General features: G+C 50.6%; 21 protein-coding genes. 5 read left to right on the plus strand and 16 right to left on the minus strand.

Annotated elements, in window-relative coordinates; all coding sequences use genetic code 11:
- Positions 1-53 precede the first annotated feature (53 nt).
- Entirely contained in the window at positions 54-242 is a 189-nt protein-coding gene (locus CX651_RS17695; protein ID WP_101057276.1) for a hypothetical protein, read from the minus strand.
- A 258-nt stretch (positions 243-500) separates the two neighbouring features.
- Entirely contained in the window at positions 501-3,278 is a 2,778-nt protein-coding gene (locus tag CX651_RS17700; protein ID WP_110691272.1) for an Ig-like domain-containing protein, read from the minus strand.
- A gap of 220 nt (positions 3,279-3,498) precedes the next feature.
- On the opposite strand from CX651_RS17700, the gene CX651_RS17705 reads away from it, so the two are divergent.
- Positions 3,499-4,851, plus strand: coding sequence for a dicarboxylate/amino acid:cation symporter (locus CX651_RS17705; protein WP_101057278.1), 1,353 nt, complete (start codon positions 3,499-3,501; stop codon positions 4,849-4,851).
- Positions 4,852-4,961: 110 nt separating this feature from the next.
- Here the strand turns inward: CX651_RS17705 and CX651_RS17710 are convergent, their stop codons facing one another.
- The 5 genes from CX651_RS17710 to htpG form a co-directional block, all read right to left on the minus strand.
- Positions 4,962-6,266 carry an inosine/guanosine kinase gene (locus CX651_RS17710; RefSeq protein ID WP_101057280.1) on the minus strand — a complete coding sequence of 435 codons (1,305 nt, stop codon included), beginning with the start codon at positions 6,264-6,266 and terminating at the stop codon, positions 4,962-4,964.
- A gap of 149 nt (positions 6,267-6,415) precedes the next feature.
- Positions 6,416-7,420 carry a ferrochelatase gene (hemH, locus tag CX651_RS17715; RefSeq protein WP_101057282.1) on the minus strand — a complete coding sequence of 335 codons (1,005 nt, stop codon included), beginning with the start codon at positions 7,418-7,420 and terminating at the stop codon, positions 6,416-6,418.
- Between the two features lie 112 nt (positions 7,421-7,532).
- On the minus strand, positions 7,533-8,177 hold the full coding sequence (gene adk, locus CX651_RS17720; RefSeq protein ID WP_101057284.1) for an adenylate kinase: 645 nt from the start codon (positions 8,175-8,177) through the stop codon (positions 7,533-7,535).
- 188 nt (positions 8,178-8,365) lie between these two features.
- Complete coding sequence (locus tag CX651_RS17725) at positions 8,366-9,211, minus strand: tetratricopeptide repeat protein (RefSeq protein ID WP_101057286.1); 846 nt, start codon at positions 9,209-9,211, stop codon at positions 8,366-8,368.
- A 70-nt stretch (positions 9,212-9,281) separates the two neighbouring features.
- Positions 9,282-11,195: a molecular chaperone HtpG gene (gene htpG / locus CX651_RS17730; RefSeq protein ID WP_101057289.1), complete on the minus strand. Its 1,914-nt coding sequence runs from the start codon at positions 11,193-11,195 to the stop codon at positions 9,282-9,284.
- Between the two features lie 243 nt (positions 11,196-11,438).
- On the opposite strand from htpG, the gene CX651_RS17735 reads away from it, so the two are divergent.
- On the plus strand, positions 11,439-11,900 hold the full coding sequence (locus CX651_RS17735) for a carboxymuconolactone decarboxylase family protein (RefSeq protein ID WP_101057291.1): 462 nt from the start codon (positions 11,439-11,441) through the stop codon (positions 11,898-11,900).
- Between the two features lie 12 nt (positions 11,901-11,912).
- A complete protein-coding gene (locus CX651_RS17740) occupies positions 11,913-12,692 on the plus strand; it encodes an AraC family transcriptional regulator (RefSeq protein WP_101057293.1) in 780 nt (259 codons plus the stop codon).
- A 41-nt stretch (positions 12,693-12,733) separates the two neighbouring features.
- On the opposite strand, the gene recR is transcribed toward CX651_RS17740, so the two are convergent.
- From recR to CX651_RS17790, 9 genes are all read right to left on the minus strand, one after another.
- Positions 12,734-13,333, minus strand: a complete 600-nt coding sequence (gene recR / locus CX651_RS17745) for a recombination mediator RecR (RefSeq protein ID WP_039033855.1) — start codon at positions 13,331-13,333, stop codon at positions 12,734-12,736.
- A 13-nt stretch (positions 13,334-13,346) separates the two neighbouring features.
- On the minus strand, positions 13,347-13,676 hold the full coding sequence (locus CX651_RS17750; protein WP_025011505.1) for a YbaB/EbfC family nucleoid-associated protein: 330 nt from the start codon (positions 13,674-13,676) through the stop codon (positions 13,347-13,349).
- Positions 13,677-13,806: 130 nt separating this feature from the next.
- The gene (gene dnaX, locus CX651_RS17755) at positions 13,807-16,728 is read right to left on the minus strand and encodes a DNA polymerase III subunit gamma/tau (protein ID WP_101057295.1); all 2,922 of its coding nucleotides are present in this window, start codon (positions 16,726-16,728) and stop codon (positions 13,807-13,809) included.
- A 121-nt stretch (positions 16,729-16,849) separates the two neighbouring features.
- Positions 16,850-17,401 carry an adenine phosphoribosyltransferase gene (gene apt, locus CX651_RS17760; protein WP_039033853.1) on the minus strand — a complete coding sequence of 184 codons (552 nt, stop codon included), beginning with the start codon at positions 17,399-17,401 and terminating at the stop codon, positions 16,850-16,852.
- A gap of 95 nt (positions 17,402-17,496) precedes the next feature.
- Positions 17,497-17,892, minus strand: coding sequence for a response regulator (locus tag CX651_RS17765; protein ID WP_101057297.1), 396 nt, complete (start codon positions 17,890-17,892; stop codon positions 17,497-17,499).
- A gap of 87 nt (positions 17,893-17,979) precedes the next feature.
- Entirely contained in the window at positions 17,980-18,354 is a 375-nt protein-coding gene (locus CX651_RS17770; RefSeq protein ID WP_101057299.1) for a YbaN family protein, read from the minus strand.
- Between the two features lie 511 nt (positions 18,355-18,865).
- Positions 18,866-19,648 carry an HvfC family RiPP maturation protein gene (locus CX651_RS17780; protein WP_101057303.1) on the minus strand — a complete coding sequence of 261 codons (783 nt, stop codon included), beginning with the start codon at positions 19,646-19,648 and terminating at the stop codon, positions 18,866-18,868.
- On the minus strand, positions 19,648-20,484 hold the full coding sequence (locus CX651_RS17785) for an HvfB family MNIO-type RiPP peptide maturase (protein ID WP_101057305.1): 837 nt from the start codon (positions 20,482-20,484) through the stop codon (positions 19,648-19,650). The genes CX651_RS17780 and CX651_RS17785 overlap by 1 nt, the downstream gene beginning before the upstream one ends.
- A gap of 58 nt (positions 20,485-20,542) precedes the next feature.
- Positions 20,543-20,965 carry an HvfA family oxazolone/thioamide-modified RiPP metallophore gene (locus CX651_RS17790; protein WP_101057307.1) on the minus strand — a complete coding sequence of 141 codons (423 nt, stop codon included), beginning with the start codon at positions 20,963-20,965 and terminating at the stop codon, positions 20,543-20,545.
- Between the two features lie 292 nt (positions 20,966-21,257).
- Here CX651_RS17790 and dusC point away from each other — a divergent pair, with 292 nt between their 5' ends.
- Positions 21,258-22,211 (plus strand): tRNA dihydrouridine(16) synthase DusC, encoded by a 954-nt coding sequence (dusC, locus tag CX651_RS17795; protein WP_101057311.1) that lies wholly within the window; start codon positions 21,258-21,260, stop codon positions 22,209-22,211.
- Between the two features lie 126 nt (positions 22,212-22,337).
- Positions 22,338-22,679, plus strand: coding sequence for a TraR/DksA C4-type zinc finger protein (locus tag CX651_RS17800; RefSeq protein ID WP_101057309.1), 342 nt, complete (start codon positions 22,338-22,340; stop codon positions 22,677-22,679).
- The last annotated feature ends 196 nt before the right edge of the window (positions 22,680-22,875 follow it).

Below are 22,875 nucleotides of genomic sequence, written 5' to 3' on the forward strand. Positions count from 1 at the left end.
GGATGCTCACATCGATCTGTGATTTTTAACGTGACACAGAATTTTGAACACCCTCAGATAAGTCCATCAAGATCCGCGACAACCAGATGTGAAGTTTTCCAGATAAGCTTCAGATCGCCTGCAGATCCCAAATCACTGATGGACGTGATATCTGCTTCCCCCTTCAGATGGTCAACGATTCCATCCAGATCTGTGCTTTCTACGACCAACCAAATCATATTGCGATACATCGAAACACTCATTTTTATTCCCTTAAATATCTGAAGCTTTGAAAATTCAGTAGTCCACGGACTTTAGTAGCTCAACAATGGGCCGGAACAGTAACAAAACCAAGAGACAAAACAAAGGGACAAAACAAAGAGATTAAAACCGAGATATTAAAATTGAGACCCCATAACTCTTGGTAGATTGCAGGCCGGAGATCCTCGATGAATTCAAAAAAAAGTGCCTGATGTTTCCATCAGGCACTTGAGTCTCTTGTCAGAGAGTTATCTATTCAGTTAATGAATAACCACGGGAATACTGGGCAAGATGGTGGAAACTCCGTTAGGGGTGGTGATTTCAATCAACAGACTACCTGCATCGGCTTGGTCGGCACCTTTCACCATCACACTATACTCCAATGCGCTATTTTGATTGGTTGAGAGTACAGTAAAGTTCCCCTTACTTGCCAAACTACCTGCTGAGGTGCTGAAAGTGATACTCGTCCCGGATGGCAAGGGTTGATTATGGAGATCCCCGACAATAATTGATACTGCGCCAACGGATTTACCTATGATATCCAAGGTCTGGTTGTCATTGAGGCCGTCACAAACATCCACTTGGTTCTTATCATCAGTACAGCTATCCGTAATTTCAGGAGTTGAAGCAACCGGGTCACTACCCGACATCACCAATACAATAGAAGCCCTGACATTGAGCGACTTGTCGGTTGCTGAACACCCTTCGTGAGGATTATTGCTGTCATCAAGCCGGCAAAGACTACCGTTATAAACGCCATCCGACTCATCAAAGCTACCACTATTATTAAAGTCCACAAAAGTCTCTAACTCTCCACCGGTTAGCGATCTGTCATACATATAATCTTCATTATGGTCGACGAAGGCTTCCGATAAATCAAAGGAACGACCGGAGACATCAAGTTTATTCTCGAAGTCGTCCCATTCATCAAGGTCAAATCGTCCATTACCATTGAGATCCGGGAACGACTCTTCTCCAATTGCCGTAGCAAGAATGGTTACCCGGCCGCCATAGGGTTGACCAAGGTTATCCAGGGACGGTTGATCTCCGCCCCCAAGGGTGTTGCCTGTAGGACGAGGGTTTTGGCTGGTCCAGGTCACGGTACAAGCACCGGCTGTTGTTGTACATGAAGACTCAATGACGCCACCCTCTGTGGTAAAGCTAACTGCAGTGCCATCCGGAACCGGGTTGTTGAAAGCATCTGCCAACCTGGCAGTCACTTTGACTTCAACGCCATCATAATTCCAACCTTCCGGGTTATAGTTATCAGCAGAAAGAGAGAAGGAGTCCTGATCCGGAAGGCCGGTCGAAATCACCAGTTGACTGGACTGGGACGAAATCAATGGCAAGCTGCCATCCACTTCAGCGGTTACCCTGACTGAAGTCGATACGGTTCCTGAGTTAATAACAGTTTGGGCTATCCCTTGTGCATTGGTCGTCGCAAACACAGGATCTATCTCTATATCACCAACGTCTGTATTGAGGGAAAAGTTAACTCTTTGATTACTTACAGGATTATTGTTTTTATCCAGCACTTTAAATCTAACAGTTGACGATTCCGCACCGCCCGTGCCTTTCAAACGGATAGTTTGCGGAGTCGCATCCATGAAAAAGATACTGCCCACGCTCGCCGGTAACACATTGACCACGGCTTTGGCCGTCAGTGATTTGCCTCCGACATTAGCACTGATATTGATAGTATCATCACCGACACAGCCTTTGGCGAGATAAGTGCTGGTAGCGACACCATTAACTGCAATGACAGGTGAACTGATTTCCGCTTCCAAAGGCGTTTTACCGGCACAGACTGAAGTAAACTTAACTTCAGCAGGTTCGACAAAAGGATTACCGTTATCATCCTGCAATGTCACACTGACACTCGCTGTACCACCAGCAGAGACAACGGCTGGTGCCACAGCTGCCACCCCATCCTGAAATGGCGAGCCACTGCCCATAAACACATTGGTTGCACCGACTTTAAATACCAAGGAAGTCTCTTCACCGGACAGTAAAGTCGCGGTTGCAATCCCGGCTCCAGGCTGAGTACCGGCCAAGATTTGAACATAGGCCTTACCATTATCTGTGGCCGCCGTATCTATGGGGATTTCGCCCCTGTCACTGGTAAACTTGACAATGGTCTGTTTGGAAATCCCGGTGACATTGGCCACCAAGTAACCCGGCGTTAATGAGGTGATCGCTTCCAAAGGAGTTGTACTGTCAGGATCAGCAACAAGCACAAGTGAAATCTGAGCTCCCCCGGTATCGGCGCCACCGTCACCTTTGGTATTGAATGAGACTTGAGCTTCAGCACCATCGCCACTGCCAGGAATATACCGGGCTGTTACAGTCCCCGAACCCAACTTATCGCCGGGCAAGAGATCTATTTGCACCACACCTTGTGCATCCGAAACCCCACTGTCGGAAGCCAATACACCTTGACCTTCAACGGAGAAGACAATTCTTCCGCCCTGGAATGGCACTGCGTTTTTGCTCAACGTCGCAACCAGCTTTCCCGGTACGGCATTGGAGACTTCCGATAAAGGCTCACCATTGGCATCGGTTAACTTGAGACTAATAGCGTATATTCCCCCGGTATCGACGCCACCATCACCTTTGGTATTGAATGAGACTTGAGCTTCAGCACCATCGCCACTGCCAGGAGTATACCGGGCTGTTACAGTCCCCGAACCCAACTTATCGCCGGGCAAGAGATCAATTCGCACCACACCTTGTGCATCCGAAACCCCACTATCGGAAGCCAATACACCTTGACCTTCAACAGAGAAGACAATTCTTCCGCCCTGGAATGGCACTGCGTTTTTGCTCAACGTCGCAACCAGCTTTCCCGGTACGGCATTGGAGACTTCCGATAAAGGCTCACCATTGACATCGGTTAACTTGAGACTGATGGTATAAGTATCTGTAGGCAGAGTCGGCGTTGTGCCATCTCCACCGTCGGAAATACTGCCACCACCACCACAGGCAAATAAAAGAAAACTACATAATAGAGTGAAGCAAAACTTAAACGCTGACTTCATTGTCAGACTCCCTGTTACTCAATAAATGCAAATGATCTACTTGTGTATTACTTATAGAGCAACATTGTATAATTTTCATTAAACATTTCCACAACATGTGAGCGTTATTTATAATTAACAGCCTTAACATTTAACCAGCATACCATTTCCTCAAGAGAGCTTTCTTGCTAGGCTTTAGTGCGCCAAATTACAAAAGTACAAGAATTAAACAGGAAAATTTATGGCATTCACTCCAACCAAGAAAATGGGCCTGACCGGCAAGATCCTTATTGGCATGGCAGCCGGTATCATTGTCGGTCTTCTTTTGAGATCTTTTTTCCCCGCTGGTGAGTTGGATTCACCGCAAGTCCAGCAAGATCCCTATTTCATCTTTGTGCAGGATTACATCACCGAAGGCTTTCTCAATGTCGTCGGTACTATCTTCATTTCCAGCTTGAAAATGCTGGTAGTGCCCTTGGTCTTTATCTCTCTGGTGTGCGGTACCAGCTCACTCAGTGATCCCTCAAAACTGGGGCGTTTGGGTGGCAAAACTATCGCCTTCTATCTTTTCACCACTGCCATAGCTCTAACACTGTCAATTATGGCTGCAGTGATGATCCATCCCGGCCACAGTAGCATGTCTACTGCAGGTAACAGCTTTGAAGCCAAAGATGCTCCCAGCTTGGCAGAAGTATTGATTAACATAGTACCAACCAACCCGATGCAGGCGATGAGCGAAGGCAATATGCTGCAGATCATTATCTTTGCAGTGATCTTTGGTTTTGCCATCTCTCATGTGGGCGACAAGGGCAAGCGGGTTGCAGCGCTGTTTGAGGACCTCAATGAGGTGATCATGAAGGTGGTGACCCTAATCATGCATCTAGCGCCTTACGGGGTGTTTGCCCTTATGGGTAAACTGGCACTAACACTCGGCGTAGAAACTTTCGGTAGTGTGGTCGCTTACTTCTTTGTGGTACTGGGCGTACTGCTGGTGCATGCCTTTATTACCTATCCGGTACTGCTCAATCTGCTTTCAGGACTCAACCCTTTCACCTTTATTCGCAAAATGCGCGATGTGCAGCTGTTTGCCTTCAGTACCGCCAGTTCCAACGCTACTCTTCCGGTCACTATCGAGACGGCCGAGCATCGCCTGGGCGTCGATAATAAGATAGCCTCGTTCACCTTACCCTTGGGCGCTACCATCAACATGGATGGCACCGCCATCATGCAGGGTGTGGCAACGGTATTTATCGCTCAGGTTTACGGTATCGACCTGACAATTACCGACTATATCACTGTGGTTGTCACTGCCACCCTGGCCTCTATCGGCACGGCCGGCGTACCGGGCGTGGGCCTGGTGATGCTGGCAATGGTACTCAATCAGGTAGGCTTGCCGGTAGATGGTATAGCACTGATTATCGGCGTAGATAGATTGCTGGATATGGTACGCACCGCGGTGAACGTCACAGGCGATACTGTTGCAACCGTGGTGATAGCCAAGTCGGAAAATGAGTTCAATGAAGAAACCTTCAACGACCCTAAAGCCGGTAAAGCCAATGTCAACTTCCACAAGGAACACCATACTCCCATGTAAGGCTTAAGCCGGGTTCGCTGACAACGGAAATACAAAGAGGGCGCCCATTCGGACGCCCTCTTCTATTTTAACGGGTTTGATTTAACCCATTGAGATTAGCTGAGCCAAACTTAACGTTCCCAGTAGGCTTCTTCCAAGCTATCTTCCCGCTCGGGCAACCCTCTTGATAGGCGTGGGCTATGCTGCGCCAGCACTTCATAAGCGACCCGGTTGGCGTACTTACAGATTTGCGAGAATGAGGAGTAACACAAACCATCGCGCTTATGCTTACTGGAGCCCGGCACGTTGGTCTTGTGGAAGGTATTGGCCGCCAAATCATGCAAGAGCGCAGACAGGGCACCATCACCGGCGCCATTGGTATTATGAATTTTCTCCGGCCCGCCCATATAAGGCGAAATATGGGCATACACCTTGATAGGTTTATCACAATCATTTTTCAATTTCGGGCGGGAGAACTCATAACGGTTAAATTCAGGAATAGCGCCGGGCAACAGAGTATGGGCCGTCTCGCGTTTCTCGGCGTCATCGGTATAGCCTGCGGTGTAAAGTCCCGAAGCACCCGCAGTGGTCAATACCATGTCGCACCATTCAAGTGCCGCTTCGCTGGCCAGTAAAGGATCGGCAAATCCGGTCAGCGCCTCACCTTCATCTTCATTCATCGCCAACACAGTCACATATTGGCGAATAAATTGCTGCCACCACTTGGGATCTTCGGCGATCAGGAAGCGGGTTCCCAAGGTCAGTACCACTGGTACTTCTGCTTCCTGGGCGTAGCGAATCGCCGTCAACGCCGCTTCACCTATCTGATCGCCATCACTGGCCCGCATCAGATAAGCGGTCAACACCAAAGCAGAACTGCCCTGAATCACTTCTTTATCGATAAACTCCGGACTTAACTTGTCCATTGAGCCCTTGCTGATGGCAAAAGTGCGCTCACCGTCATCGGAGATCAGGGTAAAACAGCGACCTATCGGGCCTTCAACCGGCTGTAAGTAGTTGAGATCCACCTTGGATGAAGTGTTGCACAAATAGCGATAGGCGTAGCTGCCTACTTCAATATGCTTGCTCATCACGCCAAAGAGCACAGATCTGTCATCGGCAAGAATTGAGTAGTTGTGAATGGTATTACCGATAGTGCCGCCGGCAAACTCATCGCTGACCAACTCACGGCTTTTAAGCTCCTGATACAGTTGATGGGCACTGGCATCATCAATCAGAGTCGAGTTGCCTTTGGGTAAGCCGTAACGCTGCAGCAGTTCATCTTCAACCTTGGCTTCAATATCCACCAAAGTCTGGTCTATACCTGAAATCCAGGTGCTGAAAGGTTGTGGCTGCTGAGTCAACTGCGCCAGCAAAGGATCACGGGTTTTAACCGGAAAATAGTGTTTGGATTTACGCTGACCGGGAAATTTCATATTGGGCTCTCATTTTCATCGTCCCTGAGTAGTGTGCCGTTTAGACACACTTTCCTGATAATGATCTTAAGTCAGGCTGACGGAGCTGCCAGCGACCACTTTAAATGGCGGCAGATTCTATCACAAATCCACCGCCACACCAGTGCACGCTAACGGGCTTGATACCAATTTTCAGTGTGAAACTTCACCAACTCGGCCAAAAAACACATATGAGCCGATTGTGCGTTGAGACAAGGAATAAATTGATAACGCTCACCACCGGCTTCAAGGAAGCTCTCGCGGCCTCCTTGGGCTATCTCTTCCAATGTTTCCAGACAGTCGGCGGCGAAGGCGGGACTCATGATATCGACCGAGGTAACCCCTTGTCCCGGCAAGGATTCAAGCAGCTCATCGGTATAGGGCGTTAACCAAGGCTCTTTGCCGAAACGAGATTGGAAACACAGCTGCCATTCGCCTTCACCCAGGCCAAGCTCGGCGGCCAGCAACTTGGCCGTGGTTTCACATTGACTGCGATAAGGATCCCCCTCCTTAATGTAACGCTCGGGCACCCCATGAAACGACATCAGCAGCCTTTGTCCCCGCCCTTCTTGCTGCCAATGGGTTCGGACACTGCCTGCCAGGGCCTGAATATAACCAGGCTTGTCGTGGTAATCACGCACAAATCTCAGCTCAGGCAGATTACGTTCCCGTTTCAGTGCCGCAGCAACACCATCAAACACACTGGCCACAGTGGAGCAGGAGTATTGAGGATAGAGAGGCAACACCAACACCTTGTCAACGCCGGCATCTTTCAATGCTGCCAGGCCATCACTCAAGGAAGGGCTGCCATAGCTCATTCCCAGCTCAACAGGAATATGACAGCCAATTTGCTCCCGAAGCAAATCAGCCAGAGCTTGCCTCTGCTGCTTACTGACCACCATTAAAGGCGAGCCTTCCGCCTGCCAGATAGATTGATACAACTTGGCGACTTTCGCCGGGCGGGTATTGAGAATAATACCTTGTAACAGGGGTTGCCACAGCCAGGGAGACAGATCCACCACCCGTTGATCGCTGAGGAACTGCTTCAAAAAAGTACGTACTGCCGCTTTGGTTGGCGCAGCGGGAGTACCCAGGTTAACCAAAAGCACACCGAATGGAGAACGGGGATCCTGCACTGTATTATTCCTGTTTCAAGAGAGGTGGCGCCAAGTTAACATCGCTAAAACCATAAAAAAAGCCCGCAGTTGCGGGCTTTTTTCGATTATGAGAACCGGTTCTGATAATTAATCAGCCCAGCGCCTTCACAATGGCTTCGCTGACGGAAGCAACACTTTGGGTACCGTCGAATTTACTGTACTTGGTATCACCCTTGGCAGCCATGGCGCCATAGTAATCCACCAGCGGCATGGTCTGTTCGTGGTAGATGCCAAGGCGCTTGCGTACTGTGCTCTCTTCATCATCCGGACGGATAACCAGCTCTTCACCAGTAACATCATCCTTGCCTTCTTCTTTAGGCGGATTGAAGACCACATGGTAAACCCGGCCGGAACCAGGATGCACCCGGCGACCGCTCATACGTTTAACGATTTCTTCGTCCGGCACATCAATCTCAATCACGTGATCAACATGGATACCGTTGGCCACCATGGCATCAGCCTGTGGAATAGTGCGTGGGAAACCATCCAGCAGGAATCCCTTGGCGCAGTCGTCCTGAGTAATGCGCTCTTTAACCAGACCTATGATCAGCTCATCTGAAACCAATTGTCCGGCATCCATCACCTTCTTGGCTTCCTGTCCCAAAGGCGTACCGGCCTTGACGGCTGCACGCAGCATATCGCCGGTTGAGATCTGTGGAATGCCATACTTTTCCATGATGAACTGAGCCTGGGTACCTTTACCGGCACCAGGGGCGCCCAATAGGATAATGCGCATATCAAGAGTCCTCTTTTCGCATTGATATTCTTGTTAGGGCGGCGATCTTCGCACATCTGACCGCCCATGAGAAGGCCTTTGGCTTCGACTTTAGCCACAGAAACGCCAAAAAAACCTCACAACTCCGACCTGTTAAAAGCGGTAAAAAACCGCTCAGACAGAGGCTTGGCCTGCCAAGCTTAACTCTATCAGTAGAGTAAACTATAAAGCTTGCGACGATAGCTGCTCGCCAGTGTATTCCCCTGACCAAGGGCTGAAAGTATCGTCAGAAACTGCTGTTTCAACTCACCATTGCCGGCGTTGAGATCTTGCTGCAATTGAGCAAACAGCAGCTCCAGTGCCTCTTCATCCCGGTGCGCCTGATGCAATGCCGTTGCCAGCTTGCCAAGTATACTCAGATCCCCCGGGGTGGCTTCGAGCGCCTGTTGCAAAGAACGGATTTCCGGCGTATCGGCCGCCTCTTCCGCCAACTTGAGTTTAGCCTGCAAACTGGCGTAATAAGCATCCTGATCTTCAAGCTTGATGCCGGCAAGCAAGCTTTTGGCAGCGGCAATATCACCGCTTAACAGGCATGCATCAGCATAGGGCAAGGCCACCTCGGCGCCATTGTGCTCGCCATAGGCCTCCTTCAGCAATACCAGAGCTGCAGCGGCATTGCCTCCGGCGAGTAATTCTCTGGCATCAGCAAGTTTCAGCTCCCAGGCGGCAGGCAGATGTTTATCCAGCATGGTCTGTATTTGCGACTCGTCCTGCACCCCGGCAAAGCCATCAACCGGCTGGCCCTGGCTGAGCAGCAAAGTGGTCGGCAGGCTCTGGATTTGGAAATAGGAGGCGATTTCCATTTCGGTTTCGCAGTTGACGGCCGCCAGCAGCAGTTGTCCCTGATAACGGTTTGCCAATGTTTCCATGGTGCCGAGCAGCCCCAGACTCTCCGGGCTCTGCTGGGCCCAAAAGACCAACGCGACCAACTGTTGTTTCGAGGCTTCCACCACCTGTTGAATATTGTCGCGGGTCAGTTCGATACGTGTTTCCATAGCAATCCTTGTTGGATGGTCGGGCTAAGCCCGAGTAAAAAAGGGCCATAAAGGCCCTTTTTTGATTGGCTTACTTAAGGTTGGCAAGCAACATCTGGTTCATCAAGCGGATAAACTCAGATGGATCGGCCAGGCTGCCCTTTTCTGACAGCATTGCCTGTTGCAACAACAGGTTACTCCAGTCAGTAAAGCGGCTTTCATCTGTCTCTTCATTGAGCCTTGCCACCAGCGGGTGCGTCGGGTTCAGCTCAAACGTCGGTTTGACTTCCGGCACCTGTTGACCGGCTGCCTGCATCAACTTGATCATCTGGCTCGACATCTCGCCTTCACCGGCCACCACACAGGCAGGAGTGTCGGTCAAACGCGTGGTCACCCGCACATCCTTCACCTTATCACCCAGCGCTTCTTTGATACGCTTGAGCAAAGACTCGGATTCGGCCGCCAGTTTTTCCTGTTCGGCCTTTTCATTCTCATCTTCCAGCTCACCAAGATCCAACTCGCCGCGGGTCACAGAGTGCAGCGCCTTTTCCTTGTACTCGGTCAGATGGTTAATGAGCCACTCGTCGATACGGTCAGACATCAACAGCACTTCGATGCCCTTCTTGCGCAGCAGTTCCAGATGCGGGCTGTGGGCCGCCGCCTCATAGCTGTCGGCAACAATATAGTAAATCTTGCTCTGACCTTCTTTCATCCGGCCTATGTAATCGTCCAGCGATACGGTTTGCGCCGCAGTGTCATTGTGGGTCGAGGCAAAACGCAACAAGCCGGCCACACGCTCGCGGTTGCTCCAATCTTCTGCCGGGCCCTCTTTCAGTACCTGGCCAAATTCGGCCCAGAACTGCTGGTACTTATCGCTGTCGTCTTTTGCCAGTTTCTCCAGCATACCCAGCACCCGCTTGGTGATGGCTGTACGCATGGCTTGGGTCACCTTGTTATCCTGCAGTATCTCACGGGAGACGTTCAGCGGCAGATCGTTGGAATCGACCAAACCTTTTACAAAACGCAGGTAAGAAGGCATAAACTGCTCGGCGTCATCCATAATAAATACACGCTGAACAAAGAGTTGCAGGCCCTGCTTGCGATCCCGGTTCCAAAGGTCCCAAGGCGCCTTGGAAGGAATGTACAGCAAGCTGGTGTATTCCTGCTTACCTTCGACCCGGTTGTGACTCCACAGCAGAGGATCGCTGAAGTCATGGGAGATATGCTTGTAAAACTCCTGATATTCCTCATCGGAAATCTCAGACTTGTTGCGGGTCCAAAGCGCGGTGGCCTTGTTCATCACTTGCCATTGACCTTCGGTCGCCGGAATTTTTTCGCCATCCGGGCCTTCGGACTCGGGCGAACCTTCCTGCCACATCTCTACCGGAATGGAGATATGATCTGAGTACTTGGTGATGATAGAGCGCAAACGCCAGTCATCGGCAAACTCTTTTTCCTCTTCACGCAGATGCAGAATAATCTCGGTCCCGCGGCTCTCTTTGACTATGTCTTCAACGGTAAAATCGCCTTCACCGGCAGACTGCCATTGCACGCCTTCATCGGCCTTGTGACCGGCAGCGCGGGTTCTCACCGTTACCTTATCGGCCACAATAAAGGCCGAGTAGAAACCCACGCCGAACTGACCGATCAGCTGCGAGTCTTTGGCGGCATCGCCGGAGAGGTTTTTGAAGAATTCTGACGTGCCAGACTTGGCAATGGTACCCAGGTGTTCGATAACACCGTCACGGGTCATACCTATACCATTGTCTTCAATGGTAATAGTGCCCTTTTCCTTATCGGTACTGATACGTACCCTGAGCTCACCATCACCTTCATAAAGCGCATCGTTGGTAAGTGCCAGATAACGCAGTTTGTCGGCAGCATCGGCGGCATTGGATACCAATTCACGCAAGAAAATCTCTTTGTTGGAGTACAAAGAGTGGATCATCAAATGCAAAAGTTGTTTGACTTCAGTTTGAAAACCATGAGTTTCTTGATGTGACATGAATAGCTTCCCTTGTTTATCGCAATAGGTTAAACCAACTTGAGTTGCTTAACTAAATGGGGATGCGATTTTCAAATTCAAGGGCGGGATGACACAGACTGATAACAGCCGCAGAAAAAATAGCCCGTAGAGCGCTATGAAAATAGCCCAGCGCCGATTGTCGGTTTCTATCTATGTCGAAAATATTCAATCTTTGTCCGCTTTGCCCGGCTATCGTCTGGGACCCCCCTCTCAGGAGATATCATGATGAAACGACTCAACTATGTAAATACAGCGCCACAAGCCTTGGAACTTCTATACCAACAAGAGCGTTACTTCCACCACCAATTCAGCTCATCGAAGACCATGTCTATAACCATCTGGGAACTGGTCAAACTCAGAGTCTCACAAATTAATCAATGCGCCTTTTGTATTGACATGCACAGTAAAGACGCGCTGAAGTATGGCGAGAAAGCCGAACGAATTTTTGGTCTCAATGCCTGGCGGGACATGCCTATTTACAGCACTGCAGAAGGTATTGCCCTCGCTTGGGCCGAGCATCTGACCGCAGGCTTGAGCGTCAGCGATGAAGAGTACCAAAAGGTGCTGGATTGTTTCGGCCCTCAGGCGATGACAGATTTGACCATAGCCATCAATGCCATCAATAGTTGGAACCGTATCGTTAAAGTATTTAAACCCGAGGTCCGCAATTACCAGCCCAAGTGATTCAGGTTGAGTATGGACTTAAAGCTATTTTCCCCCAAAGGCAATATCGCAGCTGATATTCAAGCTATATGGTCTGTTCGCGTATCAACAGGGCATAGGGAGCCAATTGTTCGATTACTGCTGGGCGACGCCGGCAGCGGTATCCTATTCAATTTTGGCCCTGAGGTGTTTTTTGATGGGATATGGCATCCTCCAGGGATCATTTTGTTGCCTATTAGTCAGACTTCCCAAAACATCATCATGCCGCCGGGGACCCAAATGGCAGGCATCCGCTTTCATCCAGCTATGGGCTATCAATGCCTGGGAAAACGCTTCGACAGCCCTGTCCGCAGTGAGCAGGAAACGGATATCCATACCCTTCTTAACCCACTATATTTGCAGCTCCATACCTGCAGCGTTCACTATACCCGCATCCGCACCATATATCAGTTTTCTCGGCAACATATCGTCAGCCGTAGTGAAAGGCATCAAAGGGTTAAGGAAGTCCTCCGGTATACACACCACAAGCATGCCAAAGAAACCACATTGGGATTACGTCAAATAGAACGCCACTTCCAAAGCTGGATGGGTATGACCCCTAAGTATTATCAACGCGTTATTCGGGTCAAGGAGGCACTGGAACAACTCCAGCTGGCACCGTCAACATCACTGGCCGAACTGGCAGCCGACTTTGGCTTCGCCGATCAGGCACATATGACCCGGGAATTTCGCACCTTGGCCAATATCACCCCGAAACATTACGCCCGCCGCTACTTAGTCAACGCTCTGCAGGCAAAAAATAGCCCCGCATAAGCGGGGCCGGTATCTTCACAGAAGGCTCATTAAATCAAACGTCAGAGCGGCAATCGTCCATTAAACGACAATGCCAGAGTGGTACTGTCGACATATTCCAGCTCACCACCTACCGGAACCCCATGAGCGATTCGGCTCACCTTGACTTGGTAACGATGGGCGATATCGGCAATAAAATGCGCCGTAGCATCGCCTTCCACCGTCGGGTTAGTGGCCAGGATAAGCTCAGCAATCTCACCTTTGGCCAGATGCTCTTCCAGCAGCGCCAGCCCCAACTCCTCGGGTCCGACACCATCAAGCGGCGATAGATGCCCCAGCAACACAAAATAACGGCCACTGAAATGCCCCCCGGCTTCGATAGCCAAAACATCGGCCGGCGTTTCAACCACGCAGATGGTATCGGCGTTGCCGCGCCGAGGACTGGCGCAGATGGGACAAAGCGTTTCCTCGGTGAAGGTACGGCAAGACTGACAATGTCCCACCTCTTTCATGGCTCGCTCCAACGCTTCAGCCAACTTAAGCCCGGCTTTACGCTCGCGCTCAAGCAGTTGAAACGCCATCCGCTGTGCCGATTTAGGGCCAACACCGGGCAGACAGCGCAGCGACTGGATCAATTCATCAACCAGAGGGCTGAATTTCATCTGTTATTCCGACTCAGAATGGCATCTTCATGCCAGGAGGCAGTTGCATGCCACCTGTCACTTCGGCCATTTTGGACTTTTGGTTCTCTTCAACACGGCGAGCCGCATCGTTGCAGGCCGCGGCGATCAGATCTTCCAGCATCTCTTTGTCGTCTTCCAGCAGGCTGGGATCTATCTCGACTTTGCGAACATTGTGGCTGCCGGTCATGGTGACTTTCACCAAGCCTGCGCCTGACTCACCTGTGACTTCCATGCGGGCGATCTCTTCCTGCATTTTGGCCATTTTTTCTTGCATCATCTGGGCTTGCTTCATCAGGTTGCCCATACCGCCTTTTCCAAACATAGCTTTATCTCTTCAATTCAAGTTGTGAGTAACAGGTCAAAGTTGGCTAATCTTACTGAAATAAACCCGCTTGGCAATCCAAGAGTCGCTTTGAGCGGCAATCTTATGAAGCGGGTAACATCCACCGGGCCTAGGGCGCCTTGTCTGCAATCAAATTAGCCCTTTGACTGAGCAGCTCAGGGGGATAGCCGAGAGTATCCTGATCCAGTTCGGCCCCCATATGACTGACAAGCCATTGAATATTTTCATCATTCATCAATGAAGCATGAGCCCCGCTCAGGAGCTCCTGATGAAAACGATGACGAATTTCCAACGGCGTTTCCCTTTGGTCATCTACTCCTACGACAATCTCTGTGCGGCAAGGTTTCCCAAACAATTTGGAAAGTGCCTCTTCGAGCTGTTTGATGGCCGAATCTGCCGCCAAGTGCTTCTGATCCGGCTTGAGCAGCAAGGGCAGCGGTTCAGCTATCCGCTCACAGACTGAGTTCACCGCCAGTTGCCGAACCCGGCCGCCAATCTCCAGCGCCGACATCAATTTATACCAATAGAGATCCTGTGGATGACCGCTGGGCAGAGCCCCTGTGTTTACAGTATTTACTGTAGCGCTTTGGCCAGACCCCAGCCCAAGCTCATTTTTCAGCTCATGTCCTGGCTCATCTATCACCTGTGGTGCAGCTTCCTGTGCTGTCTGCTGCGCGGTATTTTGTGGTTGTGGCTTAGGTTCAGGCTCAGGCAAAAACTCAGGCACAGACTCTGGTTCGGCTTTTGGGAAAGCCGCATTTTGAAGCGTTTCACTGTCTTCCACCGCCTCGCGACCCGCTGCAACCGTACCCTCTGGGGCATCTTCCCATGGCGGGCTGTCTTCCTTGAGCGCCGCAACATGACTAGGGCCAGATCCAAAAGCCATTTTCCCGGCGACAGGAGTTTGCGTTTCTGCTCGGGAGGCCTCAGGACTATTGAACCGCTCAGGGCTTTTGCTCAACTCAGGGCTGTTTTCGGGCTCAGGGCTTTTGCTCAGCTCAAGGCTGTTTCCTGGCTCTGCCAACGCTTCAGACTGACTGGCCGCAGCAGCATCGGACTCAGGTGCTGCGGCCGCGCTGCGACGCTCCAGCAAAGGCTTTTTTTCTTCACCGTCCTTGGGGCTGGCCGCCTCTATATCACTGAGCAGCAAATCCCGGGTGGCAAGTACCTGATCGAGCAGATCATCAGCCAAGATGTCATCGCTGCCAGATTCTATGTTGGCATCGGCAGGCACAGATGGCTCGCTCGATGGCTTATTTGATAGCGATACCTCGGAAGTACTATTGTCAGCAGCGGATGGCATTTGGCCGTCCATCGACATCTGCTGCTGATAAAAATCCAGGCTACTCTCCTGCCCTTCACCTTGTTGTGAATAGCCCATGGCAGCGTAAAAATCATCCTGGGACTGCTGCTCATCGCTAACAACCGAGGTTTCAGCTTGTGAAACAGGCTTGTGAGGCTGAGCTGCCGCCGTTTGCTCTACAGGCAGAGACTCGGTCACTTTAACTGACTCAATTGCCGCATTTGCTTCAGCCACACTTGTTTTTGACGCATTCATCTGTGAAGGGGAAGCTTGCAAAGGCACTGAGGCCTTATTCCGAAACCCCATGCTACTGGCTTGGGACAACAGCAGCGCTTGTTCGGCTAATAAGGCCTGTTCATCTGCATCTTCGCCTTCACCGGCAGCCATCTGCGCGCCACCACTGCTCGCCTGCGTCTCAGCCGCCGAGCTTACCTGTGTTGGCATCTTGGCAGCTTGTATCTTTTCAGCTTGCGCTTCGACAGCCTGACTTATAACAGATTGAGCAGAGACGGCTTGAGGCTTTATCTCATCGACGTTACTGCTTGCCACTTCTTGATTCGGCGCCCTTGCAACTGCAGCTGCACTATGGCTGTTATCCAAGGCAGATAGATCGGCGACTTCGCCCCTTTGCCAGCGCTTGGGCGGCGTTTCCGGCACAAAGGCAACGGCTCTGAGTAACGCCATCTCCAATCCTGACTTGGGATCCGGTGCATAAGGCAGCTCCTTGCGACCACTGAGCAGCAACTGGTAATAGAGCTGCACCTGCTCGGGGGCGAGGTTTTCAGCATAATGGGTAATTTGAGGACCAAACAGCGACAGATTAGCCGCCGCCGGCGCAAACTGGCTCAGGGTTATCTGATGCAAGAGCTCCAGCAGGCTACGCAGCACTTCGGCAGCATCGGCGCCAAATGCCAGCACCTTGGCCACCTCCTGCATCATTTTGGCGATATCACCTGTGAGGAGCGCATCAAACAGCGCCAGCACCTGGCGCTCATCTATGGCGCCGAGCATGGTTTGTACCTGCTCCAGCATCACTTGCCCAGCCCCAAAGGCGATGGCCTGATCTGTCAAACTCAGGGCATCACGCATACTGCCATTGGCGGCTCGCGCCAGAAGCGTCAGTGCAGAGGTTTCAAACTTGAGGCCTTCGCTTTGCAAAATATGCTGCAGCTGACCGGCCATCTCGGTCTGATCCAGGCTCTTTAGGTTAAATTGCAGGCAGCGGGACAGTACAGTCACCGGCAGCTTTTGCGGATCTGTAGTGGCCAGCAGGAATTTGACGTGCTCAGGGGGTTCTTCCAGAGTCTTGAGCAGCGCATTGAAACTGCTGCGGGACAGCATGTGCACTTCGTCTATCAGGTAAACCTTGAAACGCCCCCGGGTCGGGCGATACTGAACATTATCCAGCAGTTCACGGGTATCATCTACCTTGGTACGGGAAGCGGCATCGACTTCGATAAGGTCGACAAATCGCCCCTGGGCAATTTCCTGACAGGCGCTGCATTGGCCACATGGCTTAGCGGTGATCCCGGTTTCACAGTTGAGCCCTTTGGCGAACAGGCGCGCCAAACTGGTCTTGCCGACGCCGCGGGTACCGGTAAATAAGTAGGCATGGTGCAGTCGTTGCTGACTCAGGGCATTGGTCAATGCATGCAAGACATGAGATTGGCCGACTACCTGATCAAAACTGGCAGGTCGCCATTTTCTGGCTAGTACCTGATAGGACATGAAACTCCCCAAAATCCATAAAAATATCTTTGCGGGAGCAAGCTCCGCGGATCGTAAAACAATAACATGAGGTATAACTTCATGCTACCGAGATGACCCGCAAAGCGGCAGGGCTGAGCTTTTATTCGCCTTCAAACTCGCACAGTTTGACTAACTCAAGCCCATGTTCGGTCAGACGTTGTTCACCACCCAGATCAGGCAGAGAAATGATAAACGCAGCATGTTTGGCCTCGCCGCCCAAACGACGGATAAGCTTAACCGTAGCTTCAATGGTGCCGCCGGTTGCCAGCAGGTCGTCGATAACCAATACCTTGTCACCCGGTACTATGGCATCAACATGCATTTCCAAGGTATCGTGACCATATTCCAACTCATAGCTTTCGGCTATGGTTTCTCTTGGCAATTTGCCAGGCTTACGCACAGGAACAAAGCCCAATCCCAGTTCCAACGCCAGCGGAGCGCCAAAGAGAAAACCTCGGGCTTCGGTACCGACAACCTTGGTAAAACCATGATCTTTATAATGATCCACTAGTAAGCGAATACTTAACTGGTAGGCGACCGGGTCTTCGAGCAAACTGGTCACATCACGGAACAGGATCCCGGCTTTTGGATAATCCGGAATGGTTTTAATGCTTTGCTTAATCAGGCTTAAGCTGTCGGAGTTCATTGCCATAGTCTCAATACTTCGTTTCCAGACACTGGGCCCGGCTCTTTACAACAAAAAAGTCCACACTGAGGTGGACTGCATTTCAAAAATCCGGCTAAAGCTTAAGCCGCTTTAATCCGCCATGCAACAATCTCTGTCGATAAGTGATCCAGGAGTTGTTGCTTTGTGTCACAGTTCAATGGTTTTCTCCAAAAGCCGTTAACCTGCGACATATCCATACTGGCAGCGACTTCCTCCCGAGTGTGAGTACTTAACACCACTACAGGCAGGTTGGCATAACCGTCTAGTTGTCTGAGTAACGGGATGAAGTGCGGCCCGTCAAGCAAAGGCATGAAAAATCCACTGATCACTGCATCGAAGCTTTGCCGTTCAGCACAAGCTAACCCCTGCATACCGTTGGCCGCCAGCGTACAGCGCCAACCTTGACTCTGGAACAATTCCGCCAAAGCCTGTTGGCTGATGTTATTATCATCAACAAGCAAAATATTGAAACTCATTAAAATTCCCTGGTGGTTTCAAGGCGCGCCAAGGCTACCCCAACTGAATGACAAAAGCACGACGAGCCGACATTTTTGTCTACAGGATCACTCACTGTCTTCCAGTTCAGGAATTTGCCACAGGAACAACAACAGACTAATACAACATACAGCCAGCAAGAGTTTCACCCACCAAAGCGGTACCAAGGCAATACTGAGGGCAAAACTGGCACCACTGATCAAAAAGGCTTTTCGCTTTAATCCCTTACGCATCGCTTTACGGGAATGCCAATCGGCAAGAGGCTGGGCAAACCAAGGATGGCTGTGCAGCCAATCGTGTAGCTTTTCGCTGGAGCGAGCAAAACAAAAAGCGGCCAACAAAATAAAGGGAACTGTCGGCAACACAGGTAAGACGATGCCAAGCAATCCCATGCCCAGGCTTAGGATACCGAAAATTAAAAAGAAGCCTCTTTTGATAACCATTCAATTTCCTCTGGAAAACCGGCCGCCCATAAGGAAGTGCTTCTTGCAAAGGACTAGGGCCATTTGCTACGAACCACGCCTTGCATCCAGGCCCGTAAGCCAACGCAGAGCACACATGGGACTTGTTCGCACCTTTCCTAAACAAAAGCCACCGCTGAGGGTGGCTATTGTAGCAAAAATGGTATTTTGTTGCTTCAGATCAATCCCGCGTGTTTCAGCCAAGATAGGCTGGCCGGCAATGTAGGTAACAGCATTACCAGAACAAAACCAAGAAAATACAAAATATTGAATGGGTCTTTAAACGGCTGACTCATGACAGCTCCTCTACTTCCAGGGCTAGTGTGGGAGTGACCTTGGTCACAAAACCCGGCCATTCTAGCCCTTTATCACGCCGATAAAAACCATGTTTTTTCAATGGGATTAGCCAATCCCTTGTATTAAGGTCGCTTTCAGGCATCAATGTCAGCGAAAGTGTCAGCCAAAGGCAAATACAGCTAAAATACACTCATGCCTAACAAGACGTTGTGGCCGCAATAGCGGCTGCAGGCTGTTTACGAATAATACCCAGCGCCGCCAACTCAGCCAAAGTTGTGGCCGCGCCCTGACAAAGCTGCTGCTTTGAAAATGAAGGAAATGTCTCCGCCAGCCAAGCAAGTAACCGGCTAAAGCTCAGCGGCGTTTGCTGCAATTTGGCCAGCAGCTGCGCCGTCATCGGATTGAGCCTTAAAAAGCATACCTCCTCTTCCCGATCACGATAAACGCAGAAGAATACCGGCTTGGATGATACTGTATTTGGGCGAAAATCTGCGCTAATTCGGTCAACTTCGAACTGATATTGCGCCACTTTAGCGGTGGCGGCCAACTGCAGCTTTACTGCCAGTTGCTCCAGCGCCTGGTATTCGGCCGGCTCCAGCCAAGGCGCCGAACTGTCCAGAGCCACAGATACCTGCAGTTCCAAGAGTTCATAATGTGCCAATTCCAGCATAAAAGGCATGGCATCCAACCCACTTGCCTGCTCCCGGCACAGATAGTCGAGAAACTCGGCGGCAATGTCGATAAATAGCGGGCTTTGACATTCATGACGGGCAAAAAAATCCTTTACCAACGCCAACCACTGCGCTTCAGTATGCAGCGACTTGAGAACCGGATAGGCATTGGAGACAAAGCCGTTGACATTGCTGAAAAACAGCTCGCGATATACCTGCATGTGTCGCTCGTCGGTGCCGGCCGGTAAAGGCATATCTTCCTGCCGCAAATAGGCCACAAAAGCCCGTTGTAATTGAGCCAAGGCCATTAAGCTCTCCTTTCTTGTGCAAAAACATCCAAGGCCTGCCCTTGTAGCGAGCCTATCTGCCTCAACTCCTGGCACAAGACCCGGGTTTCAGGGATATTAAAATCCCGCTCCAGCAAGGTGGGATGTACCCCGTGCAATCGATAACACTCTGCCAGCAGTTGCCAGACAGGATTGATAATATCGGCGCCATGAGTATCGATAATCAGATCTTCATCCTGCTGATAATGACCCGCGATATGCAGGTAAGCGATACGCTCACTGGGCATAGCCGCTAGAAAAGCCTTGGGATCATAACCGTGATTAACCGAGTTGACATAGATGTTATTGACATCAAGTAGCAGACGACAATCAGCCTCTTCCAGCACGGCGCAGACAAACTCTTGCTCTGTCTTCTCGGCGCCAGGCGCAGCATAAAAGGACACGTTCTCCAGAATAAGTGGCCGCTCCAGAATCGCTTCAACCTGTTTAACCCTGGCACTGACATGCCGCACTGCTTCGTAGGTAAAAGGGATTGGCATAAGATCGTACATATGCCCAGCGGCGGAGCAATAACTTAAGTGCTCTGAATAAACATCTATCTGATGCAAATCGAGGAAACGCTTAATCTCCTTGATAAACACCAGGTCCAGCGGATCCGGGCTACCGATGGAAAGACTGAGCCCATGGCAATAAAATGAATGCCTTTCGGTCAATTGTCGAAACTGCTTGCCAAACTTACCGCCAAGACGCATCCAGTTTTCCGGTGCCACTTCAAAGAAGTCGGCCTCTTTAGGAGCTGCCTGACAAAACTCAGCCAACATCTCCCGCCTAAGCCCCAAACCGACACTGTTATTCATAAATAATTACCGCCTTGTGGTTTCAGACAGGGCGCAAAGCGCCCTGCACTATTCAACTTCAGTGGTTGCTACCGCACTTACCTTCTTTGACTTTGTTGGCTTCTGCCTTGGCTTTATTCTCTTCAGCTTTGGCTTTTCCTTCCGCTGAGTGCATCATACCTTCACCGCACTTGCCTTCACCGCACTTGCCCTCGGCGGCCTTATTCACTCCCTCTCCACACTTGCCCTCGGCAGCCTTATTCATCCCTTCACCACATTTACCTTCGCCGCACTTGCCCTCACGGCTTTTTTGCTCGGCTTCTTTGGCTTTCTTATCGCCACATTTACCTTCGCCGCACTTGCCTTCATTACCAACCAATTGATAACCGGCTTCCATAGTCTGAAACCCGAACGGGTTGGCATTTGCTTCTGCCGCGACGGCGCTACCGGCGATAACCATACCCAAAGCGGCTGCTACTGTACTTGTCTTGACTGTCTTCATTGTCTTTCCTGCCTTTGCTCATAGAGTTGTTACGAGTGACCGACCTCAATTGCCGGCTTGCAATATCAGACCCGGGGACAGCAGAATCTATTTCACTTTTTCAACCACGGATCACGGTTTTTATCCAAAACCCCATGTAGGGAACCATGAGTAAAATAGCAAATGCAGATAAGATCAAGCTGTTAACAGTTACATATCTAGAATAAGCCTGTGCCTTTTAAGCTGTCGATTGGTGCCGGATGGGATTTAAGGTAGAATGCGCCACTTTCTATTTCAGCCAGGCCTTAAACACGTGCGTATTATTCTCGCCCCTATGGAGGGGGTTGTTGACAATCTGATGCGGGAACTGCTCTCTGCAATTAATCCTTATGATCTGATGGTCACAGAGTTTGTACGTGTGGTGGATCAACTTTTGCCTGAAAAAGTCTTCTATCGTCTCTGCCCCGAGCTGCTGCAAGGCGGCATGACCCTCAGCGGTACGCCGGTCAGGGTACAACTTTTGGGGCAGGAACCAGATTGGATGGCCGAAAACGCCTTACGGGCTATAGAACTCGGCTCCCAAGGGGTAGACGCCAACTTTGGTTGCCCGGCCAAGATGGTTAACCGCAGCAAGGGCGGCGCCGTATTGCTGCAGTATCCGGAGCAAATCCACAAGATAGTCAAAGCCATGCGTCAAGCAGTTCCTGAACCGCATGCGGTGACCGCTAAAATTCGCCTGGGGTTTGAAGACAAGAGCCTGTTTATGGAAAACGCACAGGCGATTTATGAAGCCGGTGCCACTGAGTTGGCCGTCCATGCCCGCAGTAAAAAAGACGGTTATCGTCCACCGGCCTATTGGGAATATATCACTGAGATCCGTAAAAAAATGGCCATTCCCGTGATCGCCAACGGCGAGATTTGGAACCGGGAAGATGCCCTGCGCTGCATGGAAGTAACGGGTTGCGACAGTATCATGGTGGGCCGCGGTGCCATCTCTTTACCCAATTTGGCGGATCACATCAAAAACAATGCCAAGCAATATAGCTGGCAGCAAACCCTGGCGCTGTTGATGAGTTATAGCCAAAAAGAACTCAGCGGTCGCAAAAGTTGCTATTACCCGGCGCGAATAAAACAGTGGTTCAGCTACCTCAATCGCCAATACCCTCAGGCCGATGCCCTGTTCAGAGAGCTCAGGGTACACAAGCAAACCGACGACATAGTGACCACGCTCAGTCAGGCTTATCGCGAAATAGATGACAAGATCTGAGCAATTCTGACAAATTAACGCCTTAACGACAGAAAATGTCACCCAGATTTGATCTTCATCATAGTGACATTGACCCGGCTGTTTAGACTAAATGACCGTAGACTCAATCTTTACAGGCTATTATCAGTGAGCAGCTCCCATATCAGACAAGCATTGTCGGCGTTAGAAATCGATCTCAGGAAAGAGATAATGGTGCTCGGACCCCACTGGGATCCCCAGATGTCACTCAGTGATCTGATTGAAACCATGACTCAAGCCGATCTTTGCAAACACCCCCTCTACCACAGACTGTTGCGATTGGATGCCGCGTTGTGCCAACTGGATTTAGGACTTTATGGTCTTTGCGCAGACTGTGAAGCAGAAATCGAGTCACATCGACTCGTGAAAGATCCGACCGAGCAGCGCTGTGAACGTTGCCATGAGCAATATAAACATGAACACAGACAAGAGTTGCGCTTGAATCACTAGTCAGTTACAGCAGTAAAGGCAACCCCAGAGGTTAATGCCGATCAGTTAAGACAGATCGCTTGACGATCTCACTGAAAGGATCAAAATCCGATGACCCCATGTCATCGGATTTTTTTATGCAACTTTCAGAAGCTTTGGCGCGGGCTCTGATGTTGTTCGGGATGTGTTTAAGCGAAGTGCCAAGACCTGGCATGAA

Origin of the sequence: Shewanella chilikensis, from assembly GCF_002836945.1 — a bacterium.
Lineage (GTDB): Bacteria > Pseudomonadota > Gammaproteobacteria > Enterobacterales > Shewanellaceae > Shewanella > Shewanella chilikensis.

Bases quoted from the DNA above. Each gene is read 5' to 3' on its own strand.
- CX651_RS17695 (WP_101057276.1), bottom strand. From the start codon at position 242: ATGAGTGTTTCGATGTATCGCAATATGATTTGGTTGGTCGTAGAAAGC.
- CX651_RS17700 (WP_110691272.1), bottom strand. From the start codon at position 3,278: ATGAAGTCAGCGTTTAAGTTTTGCTTCACTCTATTATGTAGTTTTCTT.
- CX651_RS17705 (WP_101057278.1), top strand. From the start codon at position 3,499: ATGGCATTCACTCCAACCAAGAAAATGGGCCTGACCGGCAAGATCCTT.
- CX651_RS17710 (WP_101057280.1), bottom strand. From the start codon at position 6,266: ATGAAATTTCCCGGTCAGCGTAAATCCAAACACTATTTTCCGGTTAAA.
- adk (WP_101057284.1), bottom strand. From the start codon at position 8,177: ATGCGCATTATCCTATTGGGCGCCCCTGGTGCCGGTAAAGGTACCCAG.
- CX651_RS17725 (WP_101057286.1), bottom strand. From the start codon at position 9,211: ATGGAAACACGTATCGAACTGACCCGCGACAATATTCAACAGGTGGTG.
- htpG (WP_101057289.1), bottom strand. From the start codon at position 11,195: ATGTCACATCAAGAAACTCATGGTTTTCAAACTGAAGTCAAACAACTT.
- CX651_RS17735 (WP_101057291.1), top strand. From the start codon at position 11,439: ATGATGAAACGACTCAACTATGTAAATACAGCGCCACAAGCCTTGGAA.
- CX651_RS17740 (WP_101057293.1), top strand. From the start codon at position 11,913: ATGGACTTAAAGCTATTTTCCCCCAAAGGCAATATCGCAGCTGATATT.
- recR (WP_039033855.1), bottom strand. From the start codon at position 13,333: ATGAAATTCAGCCCTCTGGTTGATGAATTGATCCAGTCGCTGCGCTGT.
- CX651_RS17750 (WP_025011505.1), bottom strand. From the start codon at position 13,676: ATGTTTGGAAAAGGCGGTATGGGCAACCTGATGAAGCAAGCCCAGATG.
- dnaX (WP_101057295.1), bottom strand. From the start codon at position 16,728: ATGTCCTATCAGGTACTAGCCAGAAAATGGCGACCTGCCAGTTTTGAT.
- apt (WP_039033853.1), bottom strand. From the start codon at position 17,401: ATGGCAATGAACTCCGACAGCTTAAGCCTGATTAAGCAAAGCATTAAA.
- CX651_RS17765 (WP_101057297.1), bottom strand. From the start codon at position 17,892: ATGAGTTTCAATATTTTGCTTGTTGATGATAATAACATCAGCCAACAG.
- CX651_RS17770 (WP_101057299.1), bottom strand. From the start codon at position 18,354: ATGGTTATCAAAAGAGGCTTCTTTTTAATTTTCGGTATCCTAAGCCTG.
- CX651_RS17780 (WP_101057303.1), bottom strand. From the start codon at position 19,648: ATGGCCTTGGCTCAATTACAACGGGCTTTTGTGGCCTATTTGCGGCAG.
- CX651_RS17785 (WP_101057305.1), bottom strand. From the start codon at position 20,484: ATGAATAACAGTGTCGGTTTGGGGCTTAGGCGGGAGATGTTGGCTGAG.
- CX651_RS17790 (WP_101057307.1), bottom strand. From the start codon at position 20,965: ATGAAGACAGTCAAGACAAGTACAGTAGCAGCCGCTTTGGGTATGGTT.